This is a genomic window from Pseudomonas sp. LJDD11, from assembly GCF_024584215.1.
Lineage (GTDB): Bacteria > Pseudomonadota > Gammaproteobacteria > Pseudomonadales > Pseudomonadaceae > Aquipseudomonas.
Window position 1 is genome coordinate 516,432 of the sequence record NZ_JANJFL010000001.1, and the last position, 16,416, is coordinate 532,847.

Annotated in this window: 13 protein-coding genes, 1 pseudogene and 1 riboswitch; of the genes and pseudogenes, 10 read left to right on the forward strand and 4 right to left on the reverse strand. The window is 60.1% G+C overall.

Translation table 11 applies throughout. From position 1 onward, the window contains the following. Positions 1-9: 9 nt before the first annotated feature. Positions 10-2,259 carry an ATP-binding protein gene (locus NRB16_RS02330; protein ID WP_253142485.1) on the reverse strand — a complete coding sequence of 750 codons (2,250 nt, stop codon included), beginning with the start codon at positions 2,257-2,259 and terminating at the stop codon, positions 10-12. 369 nt (positions 2,260-2,628) lie between these two features. On the opposite strand from NRB16_RS02330, the gene NRB16_RS02335 reads away from it, so the two are divergent. The 4 genes from NRB16_RS02335 (at position 2,629) to NRB16_RS02350 (ending at position 9,503) form a co-directional block, all read left to right on the forward strand. Further along, the gene (locus tag NRB16_RS02335; RefSeq protein WP_257105377.1) at positions 2,629-3,294 is read left to right on the forward strand and encodes a proline racemase family protein; all 666 of its coding nucleotides are present in this window, start codon (positions 2,629-2,631) and stop codon (positions 3,292-3,294) included. 57 nt (positions 3,295-3,351) lie between these two features. Further along, positions 3,352-4,299 carry a LysR substrate-binding domain-containing protein gene (locus NRB16_RS02340; protein WP_231906511.1) on the forward strand — a complete coding sequence of 316 codons (948 nt, stop codon included), beginning with the start codon at positions 3,352-3,354 and terminating at the stop codon, positions 4,297-4,299. A gap of 174 nt (positions 4,300-4,473) precedes the next feature. After that, the gene (locus tag NRB16_RS02345) at positions 4,474-8,529 is read left to right on the forward strand and encodes a CHASE domain-containing protein (protein ID WP_257105378.1); all 4,056 of its coding nucleotides are present in this window, start codon (positions 4,474-4,476) and stop codon (positions 8,527-8,529) included. A gap of 17 nt (positions 8,530-8,546) precedes the next feature. Further along, positions 8,547-9,503: a diguanylate cyclase gene (locus NRB16_RS02350; RefSeq protein WP_257105379.1), complete on the forward strand. Its 957-nt coding sequence runs from the start codon at positions 8,547-8,549 to the stop codon at positions 9,501-9,503. Positions 9,504-9,555: 52 nt separating this feature from the next. Here the strand turns inward: NRB16_RS02350 and NRB16_RS02355 are convergent, their stop codons facing one another. After that, positions 9,556-10,107, reverse strand: a complete 552-nt coding sequence (locus tag NRB16_RS02355; protein ID WP_045492330.1) for an ATP-dependent Clp protease proteolytic subunit — start codon at positions 10,105-10,107, stop codon at positions 9,556-9,558. Between the two features lie 251 nt (positions 10,108-10,358). Beyond that, positions 10,359-11,198 carry a glutathione-dependent disulfide-bond oxidoreductase gene (yghU, locus tag NRB16_RS02360; protein WP_257105380.1) on the reverse strand — a complete coding sequence of 280 codons (840 nt, stop codon included), beginning with the start codon at positions 11,196-11,198 and terminating at the stop codon, positions 10,359-10,361. A gap of 102 nt (positions 11,199-11,300) precedes the next feature. On the opposite strand from yghU, the gene NRB16_RS02365 reads away from it, so the two are divergent. Together NRB16_RS02365 and NRB16_RS02370 are read left to right on the forward strand one after the other, a co-directional pair. Then, positions 11,301-11,507 carry a hypothetical protein gene (locus tag NRB16_RS02365; RefSeq protein WP_257105381.1) on the forward strand — a complete coding sequence of 69 codons (207 nt, stop codon included), beginning with the start codon at positions 11,301-11,303 and terminating at the stop codon, positions 11,505-11,507. Between the two features lie 17 nt (positions 11,508-11,524). Then, a pseudogene (locus NRB16_RS02370) lies at positions 11,525-11,965 on the forward strand (methyl-accepting chemotaxis protein); the annotation flags it as partial. Positions 11,966-11,975: 10 nt separating this feature from the next. Here NRB16_RS02370 and NRB16_RS02375 read toward each other — a convergent pair. Further along, positions 11,976-12,179, reverse strand: a complete 204-nt coding sequence (locus NRB16_RS02375; RefSeq protein WP_045492323.1) for a hypothetical protein — start codon at positions 12,177-12,179, stop codon at positions 11,976-11,978. Here NRB16_RS02375 and NRB16_RS02380 point away from each other — a divergent pair. From NRB16_RS02380 to NRB16_RS02395, 4 genes are read left to right on the forward strand one after another with little or no spacing between them, the layout of a single operon-like run. Next, positions 12,178-13,116: a metal ABC transporter substrate-binding protein gene (locus NRB16_RS02380; RefSeq protein ID WP_253142479.1), complete on the forward strand. Its 939-nt coding sequence runs from the start codon at positions 12,178-12,180 to the stop codon at positions 13,114-13,116. The two genes, NRB16_RS02375 and NRB16_RS02380, sit on opposite strands and share 2 nt — an antisense overlap. Further along, on the forward strand, positions 13,109-13,996 hold the full coding sequence (locus NRB16_RS02385) for a manganese/iron ABC transporter ATP-binding protein (protein ID WP_253142478.1): 888 nt from the start codon (positions 13,109-13,111) through the stop codon (positions 13,994-13,996). The genes NRB16_RS02380 and NRB16_RS02385 overlap by 8 nt, the downstream gene beginning before the upstream one ends. Beyond that, positions 13,993-14,853, forward strand: coding sequence for a metal ABC transporter permease (locus NRB16_RS02390; protein WP_373568419.1), 861 nt, complete (start codon positions 13,993-13,995; stop codon positions 14,851-14,853). Before NRB16_RS02385 ends, NRB16_RS02390 begins: the two co-directional genes overlap by 4 nt. After that, complete coding sequence (locus NRB16_RS02395; RefSeq protein WP_257105383.1) at positions 14,850-15,698, forward strand: metal ABC transporter permease; 849 nt, start codon at positions 14,850-14,852, stop codon at positions 15,696-15,698. The genes NRB16_RS02390 and NRB16_RS02395 overlap by 4 nt, the downstream gene beginning before the upstream one ends. Before the next feature lie 435 nt (positions 15,699-16,133). Then, positions 16,134-16,350: riboswitch (cobalamin riboswitch) on the forward strand. The last annotated feature ends 66 nt before the right edge of the window (positions 16,351-16,416 follow it).

Genomic DNA, 16,416 nt, shown 5'->3' on the forward strand with positions numbered 1-16,416 from the left:
CGGTGGTTCTCAGCTATGCGAAAGGTGACGAGGAAGGGTGAAGTAGAAGGTCGCGCCACGGTCGATTTCGCCCTCGGCGCGGACTTCGCCGTCGTGGCGCTCGATAATGCGCCGCACGCTGGCCAGGCCAATGCCGGTGCCTTCGAAGTCTTCCATGCGATGCAGACGCTGGAAAACCCCGAACAGCTTGTTGGCATAGGCCATGTCGAAACCCACGCCGTTATCGCGGATCCACACTTCGGTTTCATTCTCGGTCTGCCGGGCGCCGATTTCAATGCGCGCCGGGGTGCGCCCACGAGTATATTTGAGCGCGTTGGCAATCAGGTTGTTGAGGGCCAGGTTAATGAAGGCCGGATCGCCAATCACTTTAGGCAACCGGGCAATTTCCCAGACAACCTCGCGGCCAGCATAATCAGGCTGCAGGTCGCTGCGGATATTGTCGATCAGGGCATTGAGGTCGACATCCGACAAGCGCAGCGCAGAGCGGCCCATCTGGGAAAAATTCAGCAGATTATCGACCAGTGTCCCGGCAAAGCGCGCGGCGTCTTCGATGTGCTGCAAAAAGCGTTTGCCGCGCTCGCTGAGCACCGAGCCTTCGATTTCACTGAGCAATTCGGTATAGCCGGCAATGTGTCGCAGCGGCGCGCGCAGGTCGTGGGAGACACTGTAAGAGAACGCTTCAAGCTCTTTGTTGGAACGCTGCAACTCGCCAGACAGTTGCGCCAGCTCTTCGGCCTTGCGCATCACGATACCCAATACCGCGCTGCGCAGCTCAACCACACCTTCAATGATCAGCGGGTTCCAGGGCGCGGAAAAACCACGTACGTCCTGTTGCCAGCGGTCAAAGCTGTGGCGGGGATTGAGAGTGCCCTGTGGGCTGATGTCTTTTTCCGGGCGCCCGGCCCAGTTCACGGTACGCGCCTGTTCAGGACGGAACCACACCAGATAGTGTGAGTGAATTTGCGAGATGGCCACCGCCATGACCCCCGCGGCGTACTGGCCCAGCTCCGGGAGTTCGTCGATGTCGCGCTGCACGTTGTCGGTGTGGAAGACTTGCTCGGCATCCTGCTGGCCCAGCCAGTGCACCAGTGCATTGACCATCGACTCGGGCGGCGTGGCGCCGATCAGTTCGCAGCGCCCGGCAGAAATGATCGCCGCGCCCTGGGCGCCGGCGAAGGCCAGCAGCACTTCAGGCAGTTCCAGCAGGCCGTCACTGACGCTGTCATGATCGGCCATCGACGACAGCATCTGCACGATGCGTTTGCGCAAATCCAGTAATTGCCGGGTGCTGGCATGAGACTCCAGAGACTCGATCTGCAACGACAGCAGGCTGCTGAGCAGTTCGCAGGCCGTACGGGTCTGGAAGTCCACCGGGCGAGGCTGTTGGTGATGGCAGGAAATCAGCCCCCAGAGTTTGCCGTCGACCACGATCGACAGTGACATCGAGGCCAGTGTGCCCATATTGCGCATGTACTGCAGGTGCACGGGCGAGACGCTGCGCAACGAGGCATAGCTCAGGTCCAGCGGCTGACCGGTGCGCGGGTTGTTGGCAGGTATCAGCGCCGAGGGCTGGTAACTGGCGCTCTGGATCAGCCGGATTCGATTGGTGCGATACAGCTCTCGTGCCTGGCGCGGGATGTCCGAGGCTGGAAAACACAGGCCCAGGTATTGCGGATAACCCGCGTCGACGGCCTCGGCCAGTACCAGGCCGTTGCCATCGGCATCGAAGCGGTACGCCTTGACCCGGCCAAACCCGGTGATCTGTTTGATCTGCTGCACGGAGCGGCGCAGCAGCTCTTCGATATCGGTAATCTGCTGCAAGCCACTGACGAAACCACGGATCAACGGATAGAAGTCGTTTCTGCGGCGGGCCGATTGCTCTGGTACAGGCTCGAATTCGGCGATCAGTACCTGATCATGACGGTGCACCAGCAGGGTCATGCGCTGGTCGCTGCAAGGACCCCGGCGCAGGTGCACGTCGCCGATATGAAACGGAAAGATTTCGTCAGCCGGCAGTTCCTGCAGATGGCCGGCCAGATCAAAGCTATCATCCACCCAGCCGGGGAAATCCTTGCCGATCAGGTCGCCAGCAGCCACGCCCAGCCACTGCTCGGTATTTTCACTGGCCTGCAGGATCTGCAGGCTGGGTTCGTCGAGCACCAGCAAAAACCCGTGGGGCTGAATGCTGCCAGGGATCTGGATCGGTTCCTGGCTGCAACGCTCGATGGCTTGATCCAGGGCATTGTCGGCAATAGGCAAAAGTGGCTCTCCTGTAGGGTCCGTTCTATCGAGGCCGGATTTTTGGGCACAGGATGAATCAGCGAACGGTATCAGAAAGTTACTGCTTGCGCGTCTTTGTAATCGCAATCTGGGTCGATTGCGCCGTATTTTTGTCAATCATCGACTCAGGCAAGGTTTGATGCGCCGCTCAGGTTTTGAGGTTCGCATACATTGGGTGAGTATTTGCTTGTATACGACAGTTGCATATCTACCTGCGACCGTATTGGCCGCTTCGTTCAATCCGCTAACCTCATGTTTTACAAGGATAACGCCGCTGGAAAAATGTATTTCTTATGGGTTTAATGTGTCTACATAAAGAATACAATTCGTTGACGGGCCTCTTGCTGCATGCCAGTCTCTTGTGACGTGATGTCCGGGGCCATCATTTACCCGGCTTGCCGGCAAGACTGCGACTTCGCTGTGCTGTTTATCGAAGTCAGCGACTGCCTGCCGATGTGTGGCGTCGGCACCATTGGCCTGGTGACTTCGGCACTGGAGGCGGGGCTGGTCACGCCGCAGGTGCCAGGCCAGTTGAGCATTGAGACGCCGACCGGGTCGATATCCGCTACACCCGCGAAGGTCACCAGCGTAAAGATGCTGAGTGTCGCCAGCTACCTCCATGCCCAAGACGTGGTCGTGGACGTCGAGGGGCTCGGTCGCTTGAGTGCCGACATCGCCTATGGCGGCAACTATTACGCAGTGGTCGAGCCTCAGGCGACGTGGGCCGGTCTGGACGGCATGCCGACCAAACGCATCGTTGAACTGAGCCAGAGCCTGCGCAGCGCTCTGGCACAGTTGCCTGAACCGGTGCACCCGGAGGATTCGCGCATTCGCGGTGTTCATCATGGGATCTGGTGCGACCAACTGCCGACTCCTGACATCGATGGTCGTTGCGCGGTGTTCTATGGTGACCAGGCCATCGAACCCGCTGTCACCGGTTGGGCCAGGGGCATTGTTCATAACACCATTTTTGTTGATGACAACGACCCGCTGGCGCATGGCTTGCTGATATAAATATACAGTCGCCGCCCGGGTTGGGCCGGGCGGTCTTGCAACCTCTAAGGCACAAGATTGAAGAAGACCGAACCCGATCAACTGCTGATCAAGATGCCATCACTGCGTGCGGTGCGGTCTTTTGTAGCAGCGGCCAAGTGCCTGAGTTTCACCCGTGCTGCCGATTCATTGTGCGTAACGCCTGCGGCCATCAGCCGACAGATCAAGGAACTCGAAGATGCGCTGGGCACCGAGCTGTTCAACCGTTCTGGCCGCGCGGTGGAACTGACCACCGCCGGCACGCTGTTTTTCAACGTGGCGCAGTTGTCGTTCATGAACATCGCCCAGGCCGCCGAGCGGTTGCGCGAGCAGGATTACCAGCGCCCAAGCCTGACCATCTGCTGCTCGCCCGGCACCGCTAACCTGTGGCTGGCGCCGCGCCTGGCGCATTTCTCCAGCTTGTACCCGGACATCGAATTGAGCGTGGTCGCGACCCATGATTTTCATCGTCTGGAAGCCGATGTGCGACCGGATGCGTTTATCACCCAGTCGGCGCGGATTCGCGAAGGGTATGTCAGCACCCGGTTGTTCGGCGAATTGATCTACCCGGTGTGCAGCCCAGGCTATTTCAGCCAGTTGCCCCAGAACATGAGCCTTGAAGGGCTGCGCGACCTGGCACTGCTCAATCTCAGCCCCTACGGCCGACCCTCGCTGGCCGAATATGTTGACTGGAAAATCTGGTTCGCCCTGCAGGGCGTGACCTTGGACGGGCGTTCGCTCAGTGCACCCGGCATTGTCAAGGCCAACGACTACAGCATGCTGATCCAGATGGCCCTGCGCGACCAAGGGCTGGCGCTGGGCTGGCACCATCTGGTCAGCGATCTGATCAGGCAAGGCCAATTGGTGCGCCTGGTGGGCTTCGACGTGGTCCAGCCGCAGACCTTTCACTACCTGGCCATTCGCGAAGAGATTGCCGAGGAACCGGTGGTGAGCGAGTTCAGGAAGTGGGTGTTGAGCCAGTCCTGAGCCTCATATTGGCTGGCATATAAGGCAGGACGATCTACGCTGGAAAACGGAACCCTGATCGGTGCTATCACCCTGACACTGTGTGGTTCGTGTGTCCTGCGGTCTGCCGGGGTGTAACGGATTTCGACAGAGTCAGTGGCGGTCGTTTGAGCGGCAGGGATAGCGGGGCGGGCGATGAAGACGAATTCTCTGACAGGGCTTGGTGGCTGGATGGCGCTGGTGCTGCTGGCCGGTTTAATGGTCAGCTACCTGGCCAGTTACCAGCAGGGCAAGGCAATCGACCGGCACGTCCAGGATGCGCTTAGGGATGCCGGGGAGGGCATCGGCGACAGTCTGCAAGCACGGTTGAGGGTCTATGAGTATCGGCTGCGCGGTCTGCGCGGCGCCATTCACATGCTTGACCTGAGCTATATCAGTATTAGTCAGATGAGCCGTTACAGTCAGGGGCGCAATATCGAGAAAGAGTATCCCGGTGCGCGTGGCTTTGGTTTCATCCGCCGGGTAGCGATTGCTGATGAGGCTGATTTCCTGCGGCGGGTCAGGTCTGACGGCAAGCCTGAGTTCACGTTGAGTCGGCTCAGTGTCAATCAGGGCGATCGCTACATTATCCAGTTCATCGACCCGCCGGCGCGTAATGCTCAGGCCGTGGGTCTGGATATCGCCTCAGAGCCGCGCCGCCGCGAAGCGGCCGTCCAGGCCATGCGCAGCGGTGCGGCAACCCTGTCTGCGCCGATCACCCTGCAGCAGAGCAGCGAAGAGCGTTTGCGGGCGTTCCTGTTTTTGCTGCCAGTCTACAACACCCCGGAAACCCCGACCGACACCACACAACGAGAGACCAACCTGATCGGCTGGACTTATGCGCCGTTGACCATGCTTGAGGTGATGTCCAGTCTGGACCCGGGCAACCACCGCTTGCATCTGCGGCTTTATGACGTCAGTGATACCCGGCAACTGATCTACCAGACCCCGGAAAACGGCCCTGATCCGGAAGTTCTTCATGTGCACACCTTCGAGCGCGAGATTTATGGCCGGATTTGGCGCATGGAAGTCGGCGCCCATCCGCAGTTCGTCGAAGCTTTGGATCCAGTGTCGCCCAGCCGGGTGTTTGTCATTGGCGTGCTGGCCAGCCTGTTGCTGACCGCTATGGTCGGCACCTTGCTGTTGTCGCGCCAGCGTCAGCAGGAGGTGATTGCCGGTCAGGCCCGGCTGGCAACCATCGTTGAAAACTCCAGCGACGCTATCATCGGTGAAGCCCTGAACGGCCGAATCATTACCTGGAACCGCGCCGCTGAGCAGATGTTCGGCTATGCCGAACATGAGGTACTGGGCCGTCCGCTGGCTCCTTTGCTGGTGCCGTTGCAGCGGATTCATGAGGATGAGCAACTGCTGGAGCGAGTGGCACGTGGCGAGCGTGGTTCAACCCTGGAAACCCAGCGTCTGCATAAAGACAGTCGACTGATTGATGTGACTATTACCTGCAGCCTGATCCGCGAGGCTGATGGTTCCATTCTGGGGGCGGCAAAGATGATGCACGACATCACCGACCGCAAGCGGGTCGAGCGCTATCTGGTGGAGTTCAATGCGCAACTCGAACAACAGGTCAGTGAGCGCACTGCCGAGCTGTCCAGAGTTGCCGGGCTGCTGCAGGCGGTGCTTGATGCATCATCGGAGGTGTCGATCATCGCCACGGACACTGACGGACAGATCGTGGTCTTCAACCGCGGTGCCGAAATACTGCTGGGTTACAGTCACGCCGAAATGGTCAGGCGCAAGACGCCGATGGATTTTCACCTGCCCGAAGAAGTCGATCTGCGCTCTGCCGAACTGAGCCGCGAGTATGGCATCCCCATCGAAGGTATCGACGTATTTTGCTACAAGGCGGCACTGGAGGGCGCCGAAACCCGGGAGTGGACCTACGTGCGCAAGGATGCCTCACGGGTGCCGATATCGATGGTTATCACACCGATCCGCACCACCGATGGTGAGCTTATCGGCCACCTTGGGATTGCTCAGGACATTACCGAACGGCTACGTCACAGCGCTGACATGCAGGCGGCCAAAGCCAGTGCCGAGGCTGCCAACGCCGCCAAGAGCCTGTTCCTGGCGAACATGAGCCACGAAATCCGTACGCCCATGAATGCCGTGATCGGCATCGCTCATCTCTTGCAGAACTCCTCCTTGAACGAGCAGCAGCGACAACTGCTGACCAAGTTGCAGATCGCCGGTCGGACCTTGCTGGGGATCATCAACGACATCCTCGATATCGCCAAAATCGAAGCCGGCGAGATGCGTCTGGAAAACAAGCCGTTCAGTCCTCGGCAACTGCTTGCTGAGCTAGGCGAATTGTTTGCCGCACAGGCCCAGCAAAAAGGCCTGCGTTTTGCCGTCAATGGTGCGATGCAGATGCCCGATCTGCTGATCGGTGATGCCCTGCGGGTCAATCAGATCCTTATGAACCTGGTGGGCAACGCATTGAAGTTCACCACCGAGGGCGGTGTTGAGGTGAGTGTCAGTCACCAGGAACAAAGCGCCGAGCGCTGCTGGTTGCGCTTCTCTGTGCAGGACTCCGGTTGCGGTATTGCTGCCGAGGTGCTCGACCGGCTGTTTTCGCCGTTCACCCAGGCTGATGCCTCCACCACCCGGCGGTTTGGCGGCACCGGGCTGGGGCTGTCGGTAGTGCGTGGGCTGGTAGATCAGATGGATGGGCAGTTGGGGGTTCGCAGCGAACCGGGCATGGGCAGCGATTTTTGGGTAGCGTTGCCTTTTCAGTTGTGTCCTGGCGAACTGGAGCCTTCTGCGCTGGGTAGCAGCCTTGAAGTACTGGTGCTCAGCGATGAGTCAGGCGTGCCGAACCTGCAGCGTCTGTGCCGTGGTCTGGGCTGGCGGGTGGCCAACTGTGCTGATCTGCAGGCACTGTGTCTGATCGTGCAGGAGCGCCAGCAAACCGGTAGTCCGCTGCCCGACCTCTTGCTGGTGGACTGGCAGCGTCCGGCGCTGCAAGACCTGCACCGCTTGCGCGAGGTCACCCGGTTGCCGGTCATTCTGGTGACCGGTCCGGTAGAAGGAGTCCAGCCATCATGGCCGGTCGACAATGTGCTGTTCAAGCCGCTCGACAGTTCGGCATTGTTCAATGCAGTCAATGCCTGTATTGCCCGCTATCACGGCAGTACCGAGCGGGTCCTGCACACTACGCGCCTGGATACTGCCATGACCCGCTGGCTGAGCGGTCTGCACCTGCTGTTGGTGGATGACAGCGAAATCAATCTGGAGGTAGCCAGCCTGTTGCTGCAACAGCAAGGGGCGAGCGTGCAGACCTGTGCCACGGGTTTGCAGGCTCTGGAGCGGCTGCGGCAGGCGCCTGCGCTGTTTGATGCGGTACTGATGGATGTGCAAATGCCGGAAATGGACGGCTATGAAGCCACGCGCCGGTTACGCACCGAACTGGGCCTGACCCTTTTGCCGGTGCTGGCCCTGACCGCCGGGGCACTGGCCGAGGAACGCCGCCAGGCAGAACTGGCCGGCATGGATGATTTCCTTACCAAGCCGCTTGAACCCACGGCACTGATCCGGGCGATCCGCAGGGCGGTCGAGCGGGTACGTGGATCGCCCCTGGCGGTCAGCAACATCGCGTCGACCCAGGCACTGGATGCTGAGGACTGGCCGCTGATCGAAGGTATTGATGTACGTGAGTCCGCCGGCCGGTTTGGTCACGACAAAGCGTTGTACCTGTCGTCACTGCGGCGGTTTTTTTCAGAATTTGGCACCTTTGCCGAGGCGGATGCGGTGGTACGACGTACAGACTTGCCATGTGACCCATTGATCGCCGAGCTGCACAAGCTGCGCGGTGTCGCCAGCCTGTTGGGCGCCCAGGCGCTGGCGCAACTGGCCGGGCAGGCCGAGACCATGTTGTGCAATGGCGGTGATGCAAGGCAGACGCTGGGTAAATTGAGCGAAGCATTCGTCGCCCTGCAGCAACAGGCTGCCAGCGTACAGGCCTCAACTGCTCCAGTGCCTTGTGCCGATACTGATCCGACGACGGCTCGTCAGGCTCTTGCGAGCCTGCACCGGCTGCTGGAAAACCATGACATTGATGCGCTTAACCATTTTGCACTGGCCGCGCCAGCGCTTCAGGCGGCTGCCGGCCAGGTACTGGTCGAGCAGCTTTGGCAGGCCATTGAAGGGCTGGAGTTCGAGCGCGCCTTACAACTGCTCGAACGCGCCGATTTATGAACGGAGAACCATGCGCGATGCAATCGATACCCAGCTTGTTGATTGTCGATGATGATATTTCCGCTATCCGCGTGCTGAGCAAGATCCTGCATGGCCTGGGGCAAATCCGCTTTGCCACCGGCGGTACCCAAGCGTTGAAGATGATTCAGCAGATGCGCCCGGACCTGATCTTGCTCGACGCTGAAATGCCTGATCTGGGCGGCTTTGAAGTGTGTGAGGCGATCAAGGCCGACCCGCTGCTCAAGGATGTGCCGGTCATTTTCATCACCAGCCACACCGAGGCCCGCGTGGAGGAGGCCGGATTGGCGCTGGGCGCGGTAGACTTCATTGGCAAGCCGGTGCAGCCGGCGATTGTCACTGCCCGGGTCAAGACCCACCTGCGCCTGAAAATGGCCATCGACCAGCTCAGCCTGCTGGCTCAGACCGATGGCCTGACCGGCCTGGCCAATCGCCGTTTCCTGGACCAGAACATCGAGCGTGAGTGGTCGCGCGCGCGGCGCAACCAAGAGGCTTTCTCGTTGTTAATGCTCGATATCGATTTCTTCAAGCGCTACAACGACTGTTATGGGCATCTGCAAGGCGATGAATGCCTGATCGCTGTGGCCCATGCCGTAAAGGCGTGCGTGCAGCGCTCTACCGATCTGGTTGCCCGTTATGGTGGCGAAGAGTTTGCCGTGCTTGTTCCAGGCACCGGAGCACAAGGCGCCTGCCAACTCGGCGAAGAGATAGTCCAGCATGTGCGGGCGCAAAACCGTCCGCATGAAACCAGCGATTACGGCCGGGTGACGGTTTCGGTGGGCGTGGCGAGCCTGGAGGCTGGTGCGCTGCCACACGCGCAGTCAGGCGCTACTGGCGCAAAAGGCGCCCCGGTGCTAGCCCAGGCACTGCTGGCCGAAGCCGACCGCGCGTTGTATCAGGCTAAACATGACGGCCGCAATTGCAGCCGCTTTGTGCCGATTCAGTTGGGCCTTTAGACGTTCCGGGCAGCGTGGTCTCAGGTGTGTGCTGTCGGCTGAGCAGCAGGCGCTAGGAGTGCACGCAATGGGTCACGAACTCACCACTCAACCCTGGCGATTCCACCGCATGAATCACTCCGCACTCCAGCGCCTGGTCGGGTTCGAGAATGCGCGGCGCGGCGGTCAGGTACTTTTCTGTTTCCAGGGCCTGTGCTGCCCCTTGAGTGCGTTCGGCGACAATGCGGCAATACAGGTGCATGTCGTGGTCCAGGCTCATGGCGTATTCGGACATTCGCGAGTGGTCCACTGCGCCGTTGAGGTGCCAGTGAAAGGGATGGAACAGAAATTTGCTGTGCGGGCAGGCGGTGCGCCGTTCGCCGGCAAGAAAAATTACGTTGCCCATTGACTCGACCGTACCCAGATTATGGGTATGCACCGGCATCGGCAGGGTCAGTAAAAAGTTGTACAGGGTGAAGCCATAGCTGCATTCGCCGCCCATGGTGGCGATATTGAGAATCAGGCTGGAAGCTTGCTGTTGGGCTGCGAGTGAGGCCTTTTCGATGAGCTGGCCGCAGGTGGTGGAGTTGACCGGGGCGGTGAAGTTGATCACGTGGGTCGCCATGTTCAGCACCTCTTGAACGCTGACGTAAACATAAGGCTTACAGACGGGGTAGGTATCTTGTATCGATACCGGGTGACTTAACTATAGCCGTCGATCGGTAGACAAGCCTTTATGATTCACGGGCGTTATCGTGACGCGCGGATCAGCGCTTGATTGATGCGTTATCAGGAAAAAAACGAGCTGCGTTGCCATCGCCTGCGTTTTTAGAGTCACCCTACAGGGGGCGGTGAGCCCCCTGCTGAAGCCTGGATTCAATCCAGATCGCTGGCCTGATGACGCTCTGGCAACTGGCTGGCTTCTTCCCCCCAGGTCCGGTTGACCCGCTGGCCGCGTTGGACCGCCGGGCGCTGGGCGATAACTTCAGCCCAGCGCTGGACATGCGGGTACTCGTGTACCGCGAGGAACTCTGCTGCCGAGTACAGATTGCCGCGCACCAGCTGACCGTACCATGGCCAGACCGCGATATCGGCAATGCTGTACTGCTCGCCCGCCAGGAAAGGGCTCTCGGCCAGGCGCCGATTCAGCACATCCAGCTGGCGCTTGGCTTCCATGGTGAAGCGATTGATCGGGTATTCGAGTTTTTCCGGTGCATAAGCGTAGAAATGCCCGAAGCCACCGCCCAGATAAGGCGCCGAGCCCATTTGCCAGAACAGCCAGTTCAGTGTCTCGGCGCGGCCGGCAGGATCGGCCGGAATGAAGTGGCCGAATTTTTCTGCCAGGTACAGCAGGATCGAGCCCGACTCGAACACCCGGATTGGCGGTTCGACACTGCGGTCGAGCAAGGCCGGGATCTTGGAGTTGGGATTGACCTCGACGAAGCCGCTGGAGAACTGCTCGCCCTGATTGATACGGATAAGCCAGGCGTCGTACTCAACCTCGTGGATGCCCAGCGCCAGCAGTTCTTCTAGCAGGATGGTGACCTTGACACCATTGGGCGTGGCCAGCGAGTAAAGCTGGAGCGGATGCTGGCCGACCGGCAGGGCCTTGTCGTGGGTCGGGCCGGCCACCGGACGGTTGATATTGGCGAACTCGCCGCCGGACGGGGCTTCGTGGGTCCATACCTTGGGCGGAACGTATGCAGCCTGGGTCATGCGGATAACCTCCTGGAGCGATGCAGCGCCCTTTGCCGGGCGCAAAACCAAAATGTTCAGGGTCAGGATCAAACCGTATGGCGGTCTGGACAGACGCGCATCATGACCCAGATCCCCTCCCGATTGCAGGCCCAATTGGCGATACAGATATTAAGGCAGACGACCCAAGGCAGCCGGCTATGTCTTGTTGAAATGAATAATTCGTTGCGCCTGATCTGTATACAGGCTGAATACAATTTCGTCGACAATGCTGTTCCGCCGAGCTCATCTGCCTGTAAAAACAACGCGCTCAAAGAGACCGATCGATGACCCGCCATTGTGCACCGGCGTTACGGGCCGGCGAGCAGGGCAGGGGCTTTGCCGTGGTTGCCGACGAGGTGCGCGGCCTGGCCACTCACTCGCAGGGGCTGACCGGCAAGATGCACAACACCATCGAGCGGTTGCGCCTGGAAGTCGACAACGCGGCGCAGCGCATGCAAGCCATCCATGTCAGCGCCGAAGACGTCATGTGCGAGGTACGCCTGGCTGTCGGGGCATTCGAAGCAATCACCCAAGGCATGGGCGAGACCGTCCAGCACAACGTGCAGATCGCTACTGCAGCCGCACAGCAGACCAGCGTGGTCGAGAGCGTCGAGCGCAACACCCGGCAGATTCGTACCTTGAGTGCATCGACCGCCGAATCTGCCGGTCATATGGTCACCGCCAGCAACGAAGTGGCCGAGTCATCGCGTGAGCTGCACCGGTTGGTCGGAGCGTTCGGTATGTAACCCGGCCTCTTCAGCGCGACTCCCGAACCTGGCCTTTACTGTCTGCAAGCTGTCTGGCTGCGAGGCCGGGAGTAAACTCGTCTTGCTGGATGCGACGGATGAAATCATAATGCAAATCAATCTTATCTACCTTGCCGGTCGTTGCAGGTCGTTGATTTGTCAGGCGATCACCGTGCAAGCCGTCTTGGCCCTGTTGTCCGGAGGTGCTGTACATGCGAAAACGCGACACTCGATGGAGCCGCCTGTCAGCCCATTTAGCGGGCACGTTGCTGGCCTTAAGCTGCAGCGTTACGGCCTTTGCTCAAGATCCGGCGCAAGAAAAATTCAAGGTGGTCACCACCTTCACGGTGATCGCCGACATGGCGCGCAATGTCGCCGGTGATGCCGCTACGGTCGAGTCGATCACCAAGCCCGGTGCCGAGATCCACAACTATTCGCCAACCCCTGGCGACCTGCGTCGGGCTCAGGGCGCGCAGTTGATTCTGTGGAACGGCCTGAATCTTGAGTTGTGGTTCCAGAAGTTTTTCCAGAACCTCAAGGATGTGCCCAGTGTGACGGTTTCCGACGGCGTGCAGCCGATGAGCATCGGTGAAGGGCCTTACACCGGCAAGCCCAACCCCCATGCCTGGATGTCCTCGGCCAATGCGCAGATCTACGTCGATAACATCCGCGATGCGCTGGTCAAATACGACCCGGCCAATGCCGACACCTATCGTCGCAATGCCGAGACTTACAAGGCCAGCATTCAGGCCACGGTCGCGCCGCTGCACGCCCAGCTTGAGCAGATTGCCCCGCAGCAGCGCTGGCTGGTCACCAGCGAAGGCGCGTTCTCCTATCTGGCTCGCGATCTGGGCCTCAAAGAGCTGTACCTGTGGCCGATCAACGCCGATCAACAGGGCACGCCGCAACAAGTGCGCAACGTCATCGATCAGGTCAAGGCGCAGCAGATTCCGGCGGTGTTCAGTGAGAGCACTGTGTCGGACAAACCGGCTCGCCAGGTTGCCCGCGAGACCGGGGCGCATTACGGTGGAGTGCTTTATGTTGATTCGCTCAGTGAGCCTGATGGCCCGGTGCCGACGTATCTCGATCTGCTGCGCGTGACCACCGACACCCTGACCAAAGGCCTGCAGGCCGGGCTGAGCCATGACTGAATCGACCGCCGTAGCGGACCCGGCCCCGCAGCACTGGGGTATTGAGGTGACCGATGTCACGGTCACCTATCGCAATGGACACACGGCATTACACGATGCCAGCTTTCGCATTCCAGCTGGCACCATCACCGCACTGGTCGGCGTCAATGGTGCTGGCAAGTCCACTTTGTTCAAGGCCTTGATGGGCTTTGTCAGGCTGGCCAAGGGCGAGATCCGGGTCATGGGGCTGCCGGTGGCCCAGGTGCTCAAGCGCAATATGGTGGCTTATGTGCCGCAGGCCGAGGAGGTCGACTGGACCTTTCCGGTGCTGGTCGAAGATGTGGTGATGATGGGCCGCTACGGTCACATGGGCATGCTGCGCATCCCGCGCAAGGCCGATCGGCTGGCCGTCGAAGCAGCACTGGCGCGGGTCGACATGACCCGCCTGGCCAAGCGTCAGATCGGCGAGTTGTCCGGTGGCCAGAAAAAACGCGTGTTCCTTGCCCGTGCGCTGGCTCAGGACAGCAAGGTGATCCTGCTCGACGAACCGTTCACCGGGGTGGACGTCAAGACCGAAGACCAGATCATCACGCTGTTGCGTGAGCTGCGTGACGAAGGCCGGGTGATGCTGGTCTCTACCCACAACCTGGGCTCGGTGCCTGAGTTCTGCGACCGCACCGTGCTGGTCAAGAACACGGTACTGGCCTACGGCCTGACCGAAGAGGTGTTTGTTCAGGACAATCTGGAACAGGCGTTCGGTGGTGTATTACGCCACTTCATGATCAATCCGGCGGTGGGCGATCCGGGGCATCGGGTCGGAATCTTCACCGACGACGAACGGCCGCTGGTGATTCGCGATGGCATCGCTACCCGCCGTGAACCGCGAGAGCCGCAGTCGTGATCGCCGGGCTGCTGGAACCCTTCGCCTATGAGTACATGCGCAACGCCATGTGGGTCGCGGCCCTGGTCGGCGGTGTGTGTGCGTTTCTGTCCTGTTACCTGATGCTGCGCGGCTGGTCGCTGATCGGCGATGCGCTGTCGCACTCGATCGTGCCCGGTGTGGCCGGTGCCTACATGATCGGTCTGCCGTTCTCGATCGGCGCGTTCTTCGCTGGCGGCCTGGCCGCAGCAGTGATGCTGTTTCTCAACCAGCGCAGCAAGCTCAAGGAAGATGTGATCATCGGCCTGATCTTCACCTCGTTCTTCGGCCTGGGCCTGTTCATGGTCTCGCTATCGCCCACCTCCGTGAACATCCAGACCATCGTGCAGGGCAATATTCTGGCGATTACGCCGGGCGATACGGTGCAACTGGTGTTGATTGGCGTGATCTCGCTGGTGATTCTCACCGCCAAGTGGAAAGACCTGATGGTCACCTTTTTCGATGAAAACCACGCCCGCTCGATTGGCCTGAACCCGACCCTGCTCAAGGGTATCTTCTTCACCCTGTTGTCAGCCTGCACGGTGGCGGCATTGCAGACCGTGGGGGCGTTTCTGGTGATCTGCATGGTCATCACCCCCGGCGCCACGGCCTACCTGCTGACCGACCGCTTCGAGCGGCTGCTGATCATTGCGGTGAGCATCGGTGCGCTGACCAGCTTTGCCGGTGCCTATCTGAGCTACTTTGTCGACGGCGCCACCGGCGGGATCATCGTGGTGCTGCAGACCCTGATCTTCCTCAACGCCTTTTTCCTCGCGCCCAAACACGGCATGCTGGCGGCGCGGCGACGCGGCAAGGCGGCTCTGGACGTGCAGCCATGAGCCTGCTGGAAACCTTGCTCAGCCCCTTTGAGTTCGACTTCATGGTCAACGCACTGATCGTCGCGGTGCTGGTCTCGCTGCCGATGGCGCTGCTGTCGTGCTTCATGGTCCTGCGCGGTTGGGCGTTGATGGGCGATGCGGTGTCCCACGCAGTGTTTCCGGGGGTTGTGATCGCCTACATCATCAATATTCCCTACGCCGTGGGCGCCTTCGTGGCGGGGATGTTCTGCGCCATCAGTTCGGGCTTTCTCAAGGACAACAGCCGCATCAAACAGGACACGGTGATGGGCGTGGTGTACTCCGGGATGTTTGGTCTGGGGCTGGTGCTCTATGTGAAGATCGAGTCTGCCGTGCATCTGGACCACATTCTGTTCGGCGACATCCTCGGGGTGGGGCTGGACGACATCCTCGGCTCAGCGTTTATCGCGGCGTTGACCCTGCTGGTCATCGGCCTTAAGTGGAAAGACCTGCTGCTGCATGCCTTCGATCCGGCGCATGCCCAGGCGGTGGGCCTGCGGGTGCGCTGGCTGCATTATGGACTGCTGAGTCTGATTTCCCTGACCATCGTCGGTGCGCTCAAGGCGGCGGGGATCATCCTGGCGATTGCCTTGTTGATCGCACCGGGAGCGATTGCCCTGCTACTGACCCGCACCTTCAGGGCCATGCTGCTGGTGGCCATGCTGATTTCAGTGCTGGCAGCGTTCTTCGGAGTGTACCTGGCGTTCTTCCTCGACAGCGCCCCGGCGCCGACCATCGTGATGTTTTATACCGTGCTGTTTATCGGCGCGTTTATCCGGGTCAGCGTGCAACAGCGTTTCGTTACGACTGAACACTCAAGCAACTGAAGTTTCTTCAGTTGCTGTTGCTGTTGCTGTTGCTGTTGCTGTTGCTGTTGCCGTTGCCTTTGCCTTTGATCTTTGAGTAGAGATGGCACAGACGACGCAAATCGCGACTTGGGCGCTGGCCGAGGGTAGGCGTCGATTCGGGGGAGAAACTGGCAGGGAAGCCAGTTTCAGGTGCGCTGGGCAGGACGCCCATCGCGCCGGCCCCCGAATCGATGCCGGACGGAGGGTAGTTCGCCCGCAGGGCGGACCCAAGCCAGGAGCAATGCCTTTGCCTACTTTGGGCATAACCAAAGTAGGTCGCCCGTCGGGGGCGAAACCGGCAGCCCAGACAACCGCGACAATGACCCATGCACAAAACGCAAGACCAATTCGCGGCTAAAGCCGCTCCTACGGCGGTGAGCCATCTTCTATTGACGTGACCGTTCATCGGTGGTCATATGCCGCCCAGTTTCAGGTGTCCCATGCCGCCGTGCATGGGGTGAAACGGGAAGCCGGTGCGTCACTCAGATGACCAGTCCGGCGCTGCCCCCGCAACGGTAGGCGAGCGAAACCTCTATATACCACTGTGCTACAGCCTCACAGGCTGCATGGGAAGGTGAAGGTTTCATGATCCTCGCAAGCCCGGAGACCGGCCTGCAACTTCAGTTTGGCAACCCCGCGGTGGGCGGGCGCAGGCCGGTATTCGGGTGCGTCTGCGTGCCTGATTGCCTATGCGTTA

What these genes read in the sequence shown, in the direction of transcription:
- NRB16_RS02335 (WP_257105377.1), top strand. Translation starts at nt 2,629, where the DNA reads ATGCCAGTCTCTTGTGACGTGATGTCCGGGGCCATCATTTACCCGGCT.
- NRB16_RS02385 (WP_253142478.1), top strand. Translation starts at nt 13,109, where the DNA reads ATGACTGAATCGACCGCCGTAGCGGACCCGGCCCCGCAGCACTGGGGT.
- yghU (WP_257105380.1), bottom strand. Translation starts at nt 11,198, where the DNA reads ATGACCCAGGCTGCATACGTTCCGCCCAAGGTATGGACCCACGAAGCC.
- NRB16_RS02350 (WP_257105379.1), top strand. Translation starts at nt 8,547, where the DNA reads ATGCAATCGATACCCAGCTTGTTGATTGTCGATGATGATATTTCCGCT.
- NRB16_RS02365 (WP_257105381.1), top strand. Translation starts at nt 11,301, where the DNA reads ATGACCCAGATCCCCTCCCGATTGCAGGCCCAATTGGCGATACAGATA.
- NRB16_RS02355 (WP_045492330.1), bottom strand. Translation starts at nt 10,107, where the DNA reads ATGGCGACCCACGTGATCAACTTCACCGCCCCGGTCAACTCCACCACC.
- NRB16_RS02395 (WP_257105383.1), top strand. Translation starts at nt 14,850, where the DNA reads ATGAGCCTGCTGGAAACCTTGCTCAGCCCCTTTGAGTTCGACTTCATG.
- NRB16_RS02345 (WP_257105378.1), top strand. Translation starts at nt 4,474, where the DNA reads ATGAAGACGAATTCTCTGACAGGGCTTGGTGGCTGGATGGCGCTGGTG.
- NRB16_RS02375 (WP_045492323.1), bottom strand. Translation starts at nt 12,179, where the DNA reads ATGTACAGCACCTCCGGACAACAGGGCCAAGACGGCTTGCACGGTGAT.
- NRB16_RS02380 (WP_253142479.1), top strand. Translation starts at nt 12,178, where the DNA reads ATGCGAAAACGCGACACTCGATGGAGCCGCCTGTCAGCCCATTTAGCG.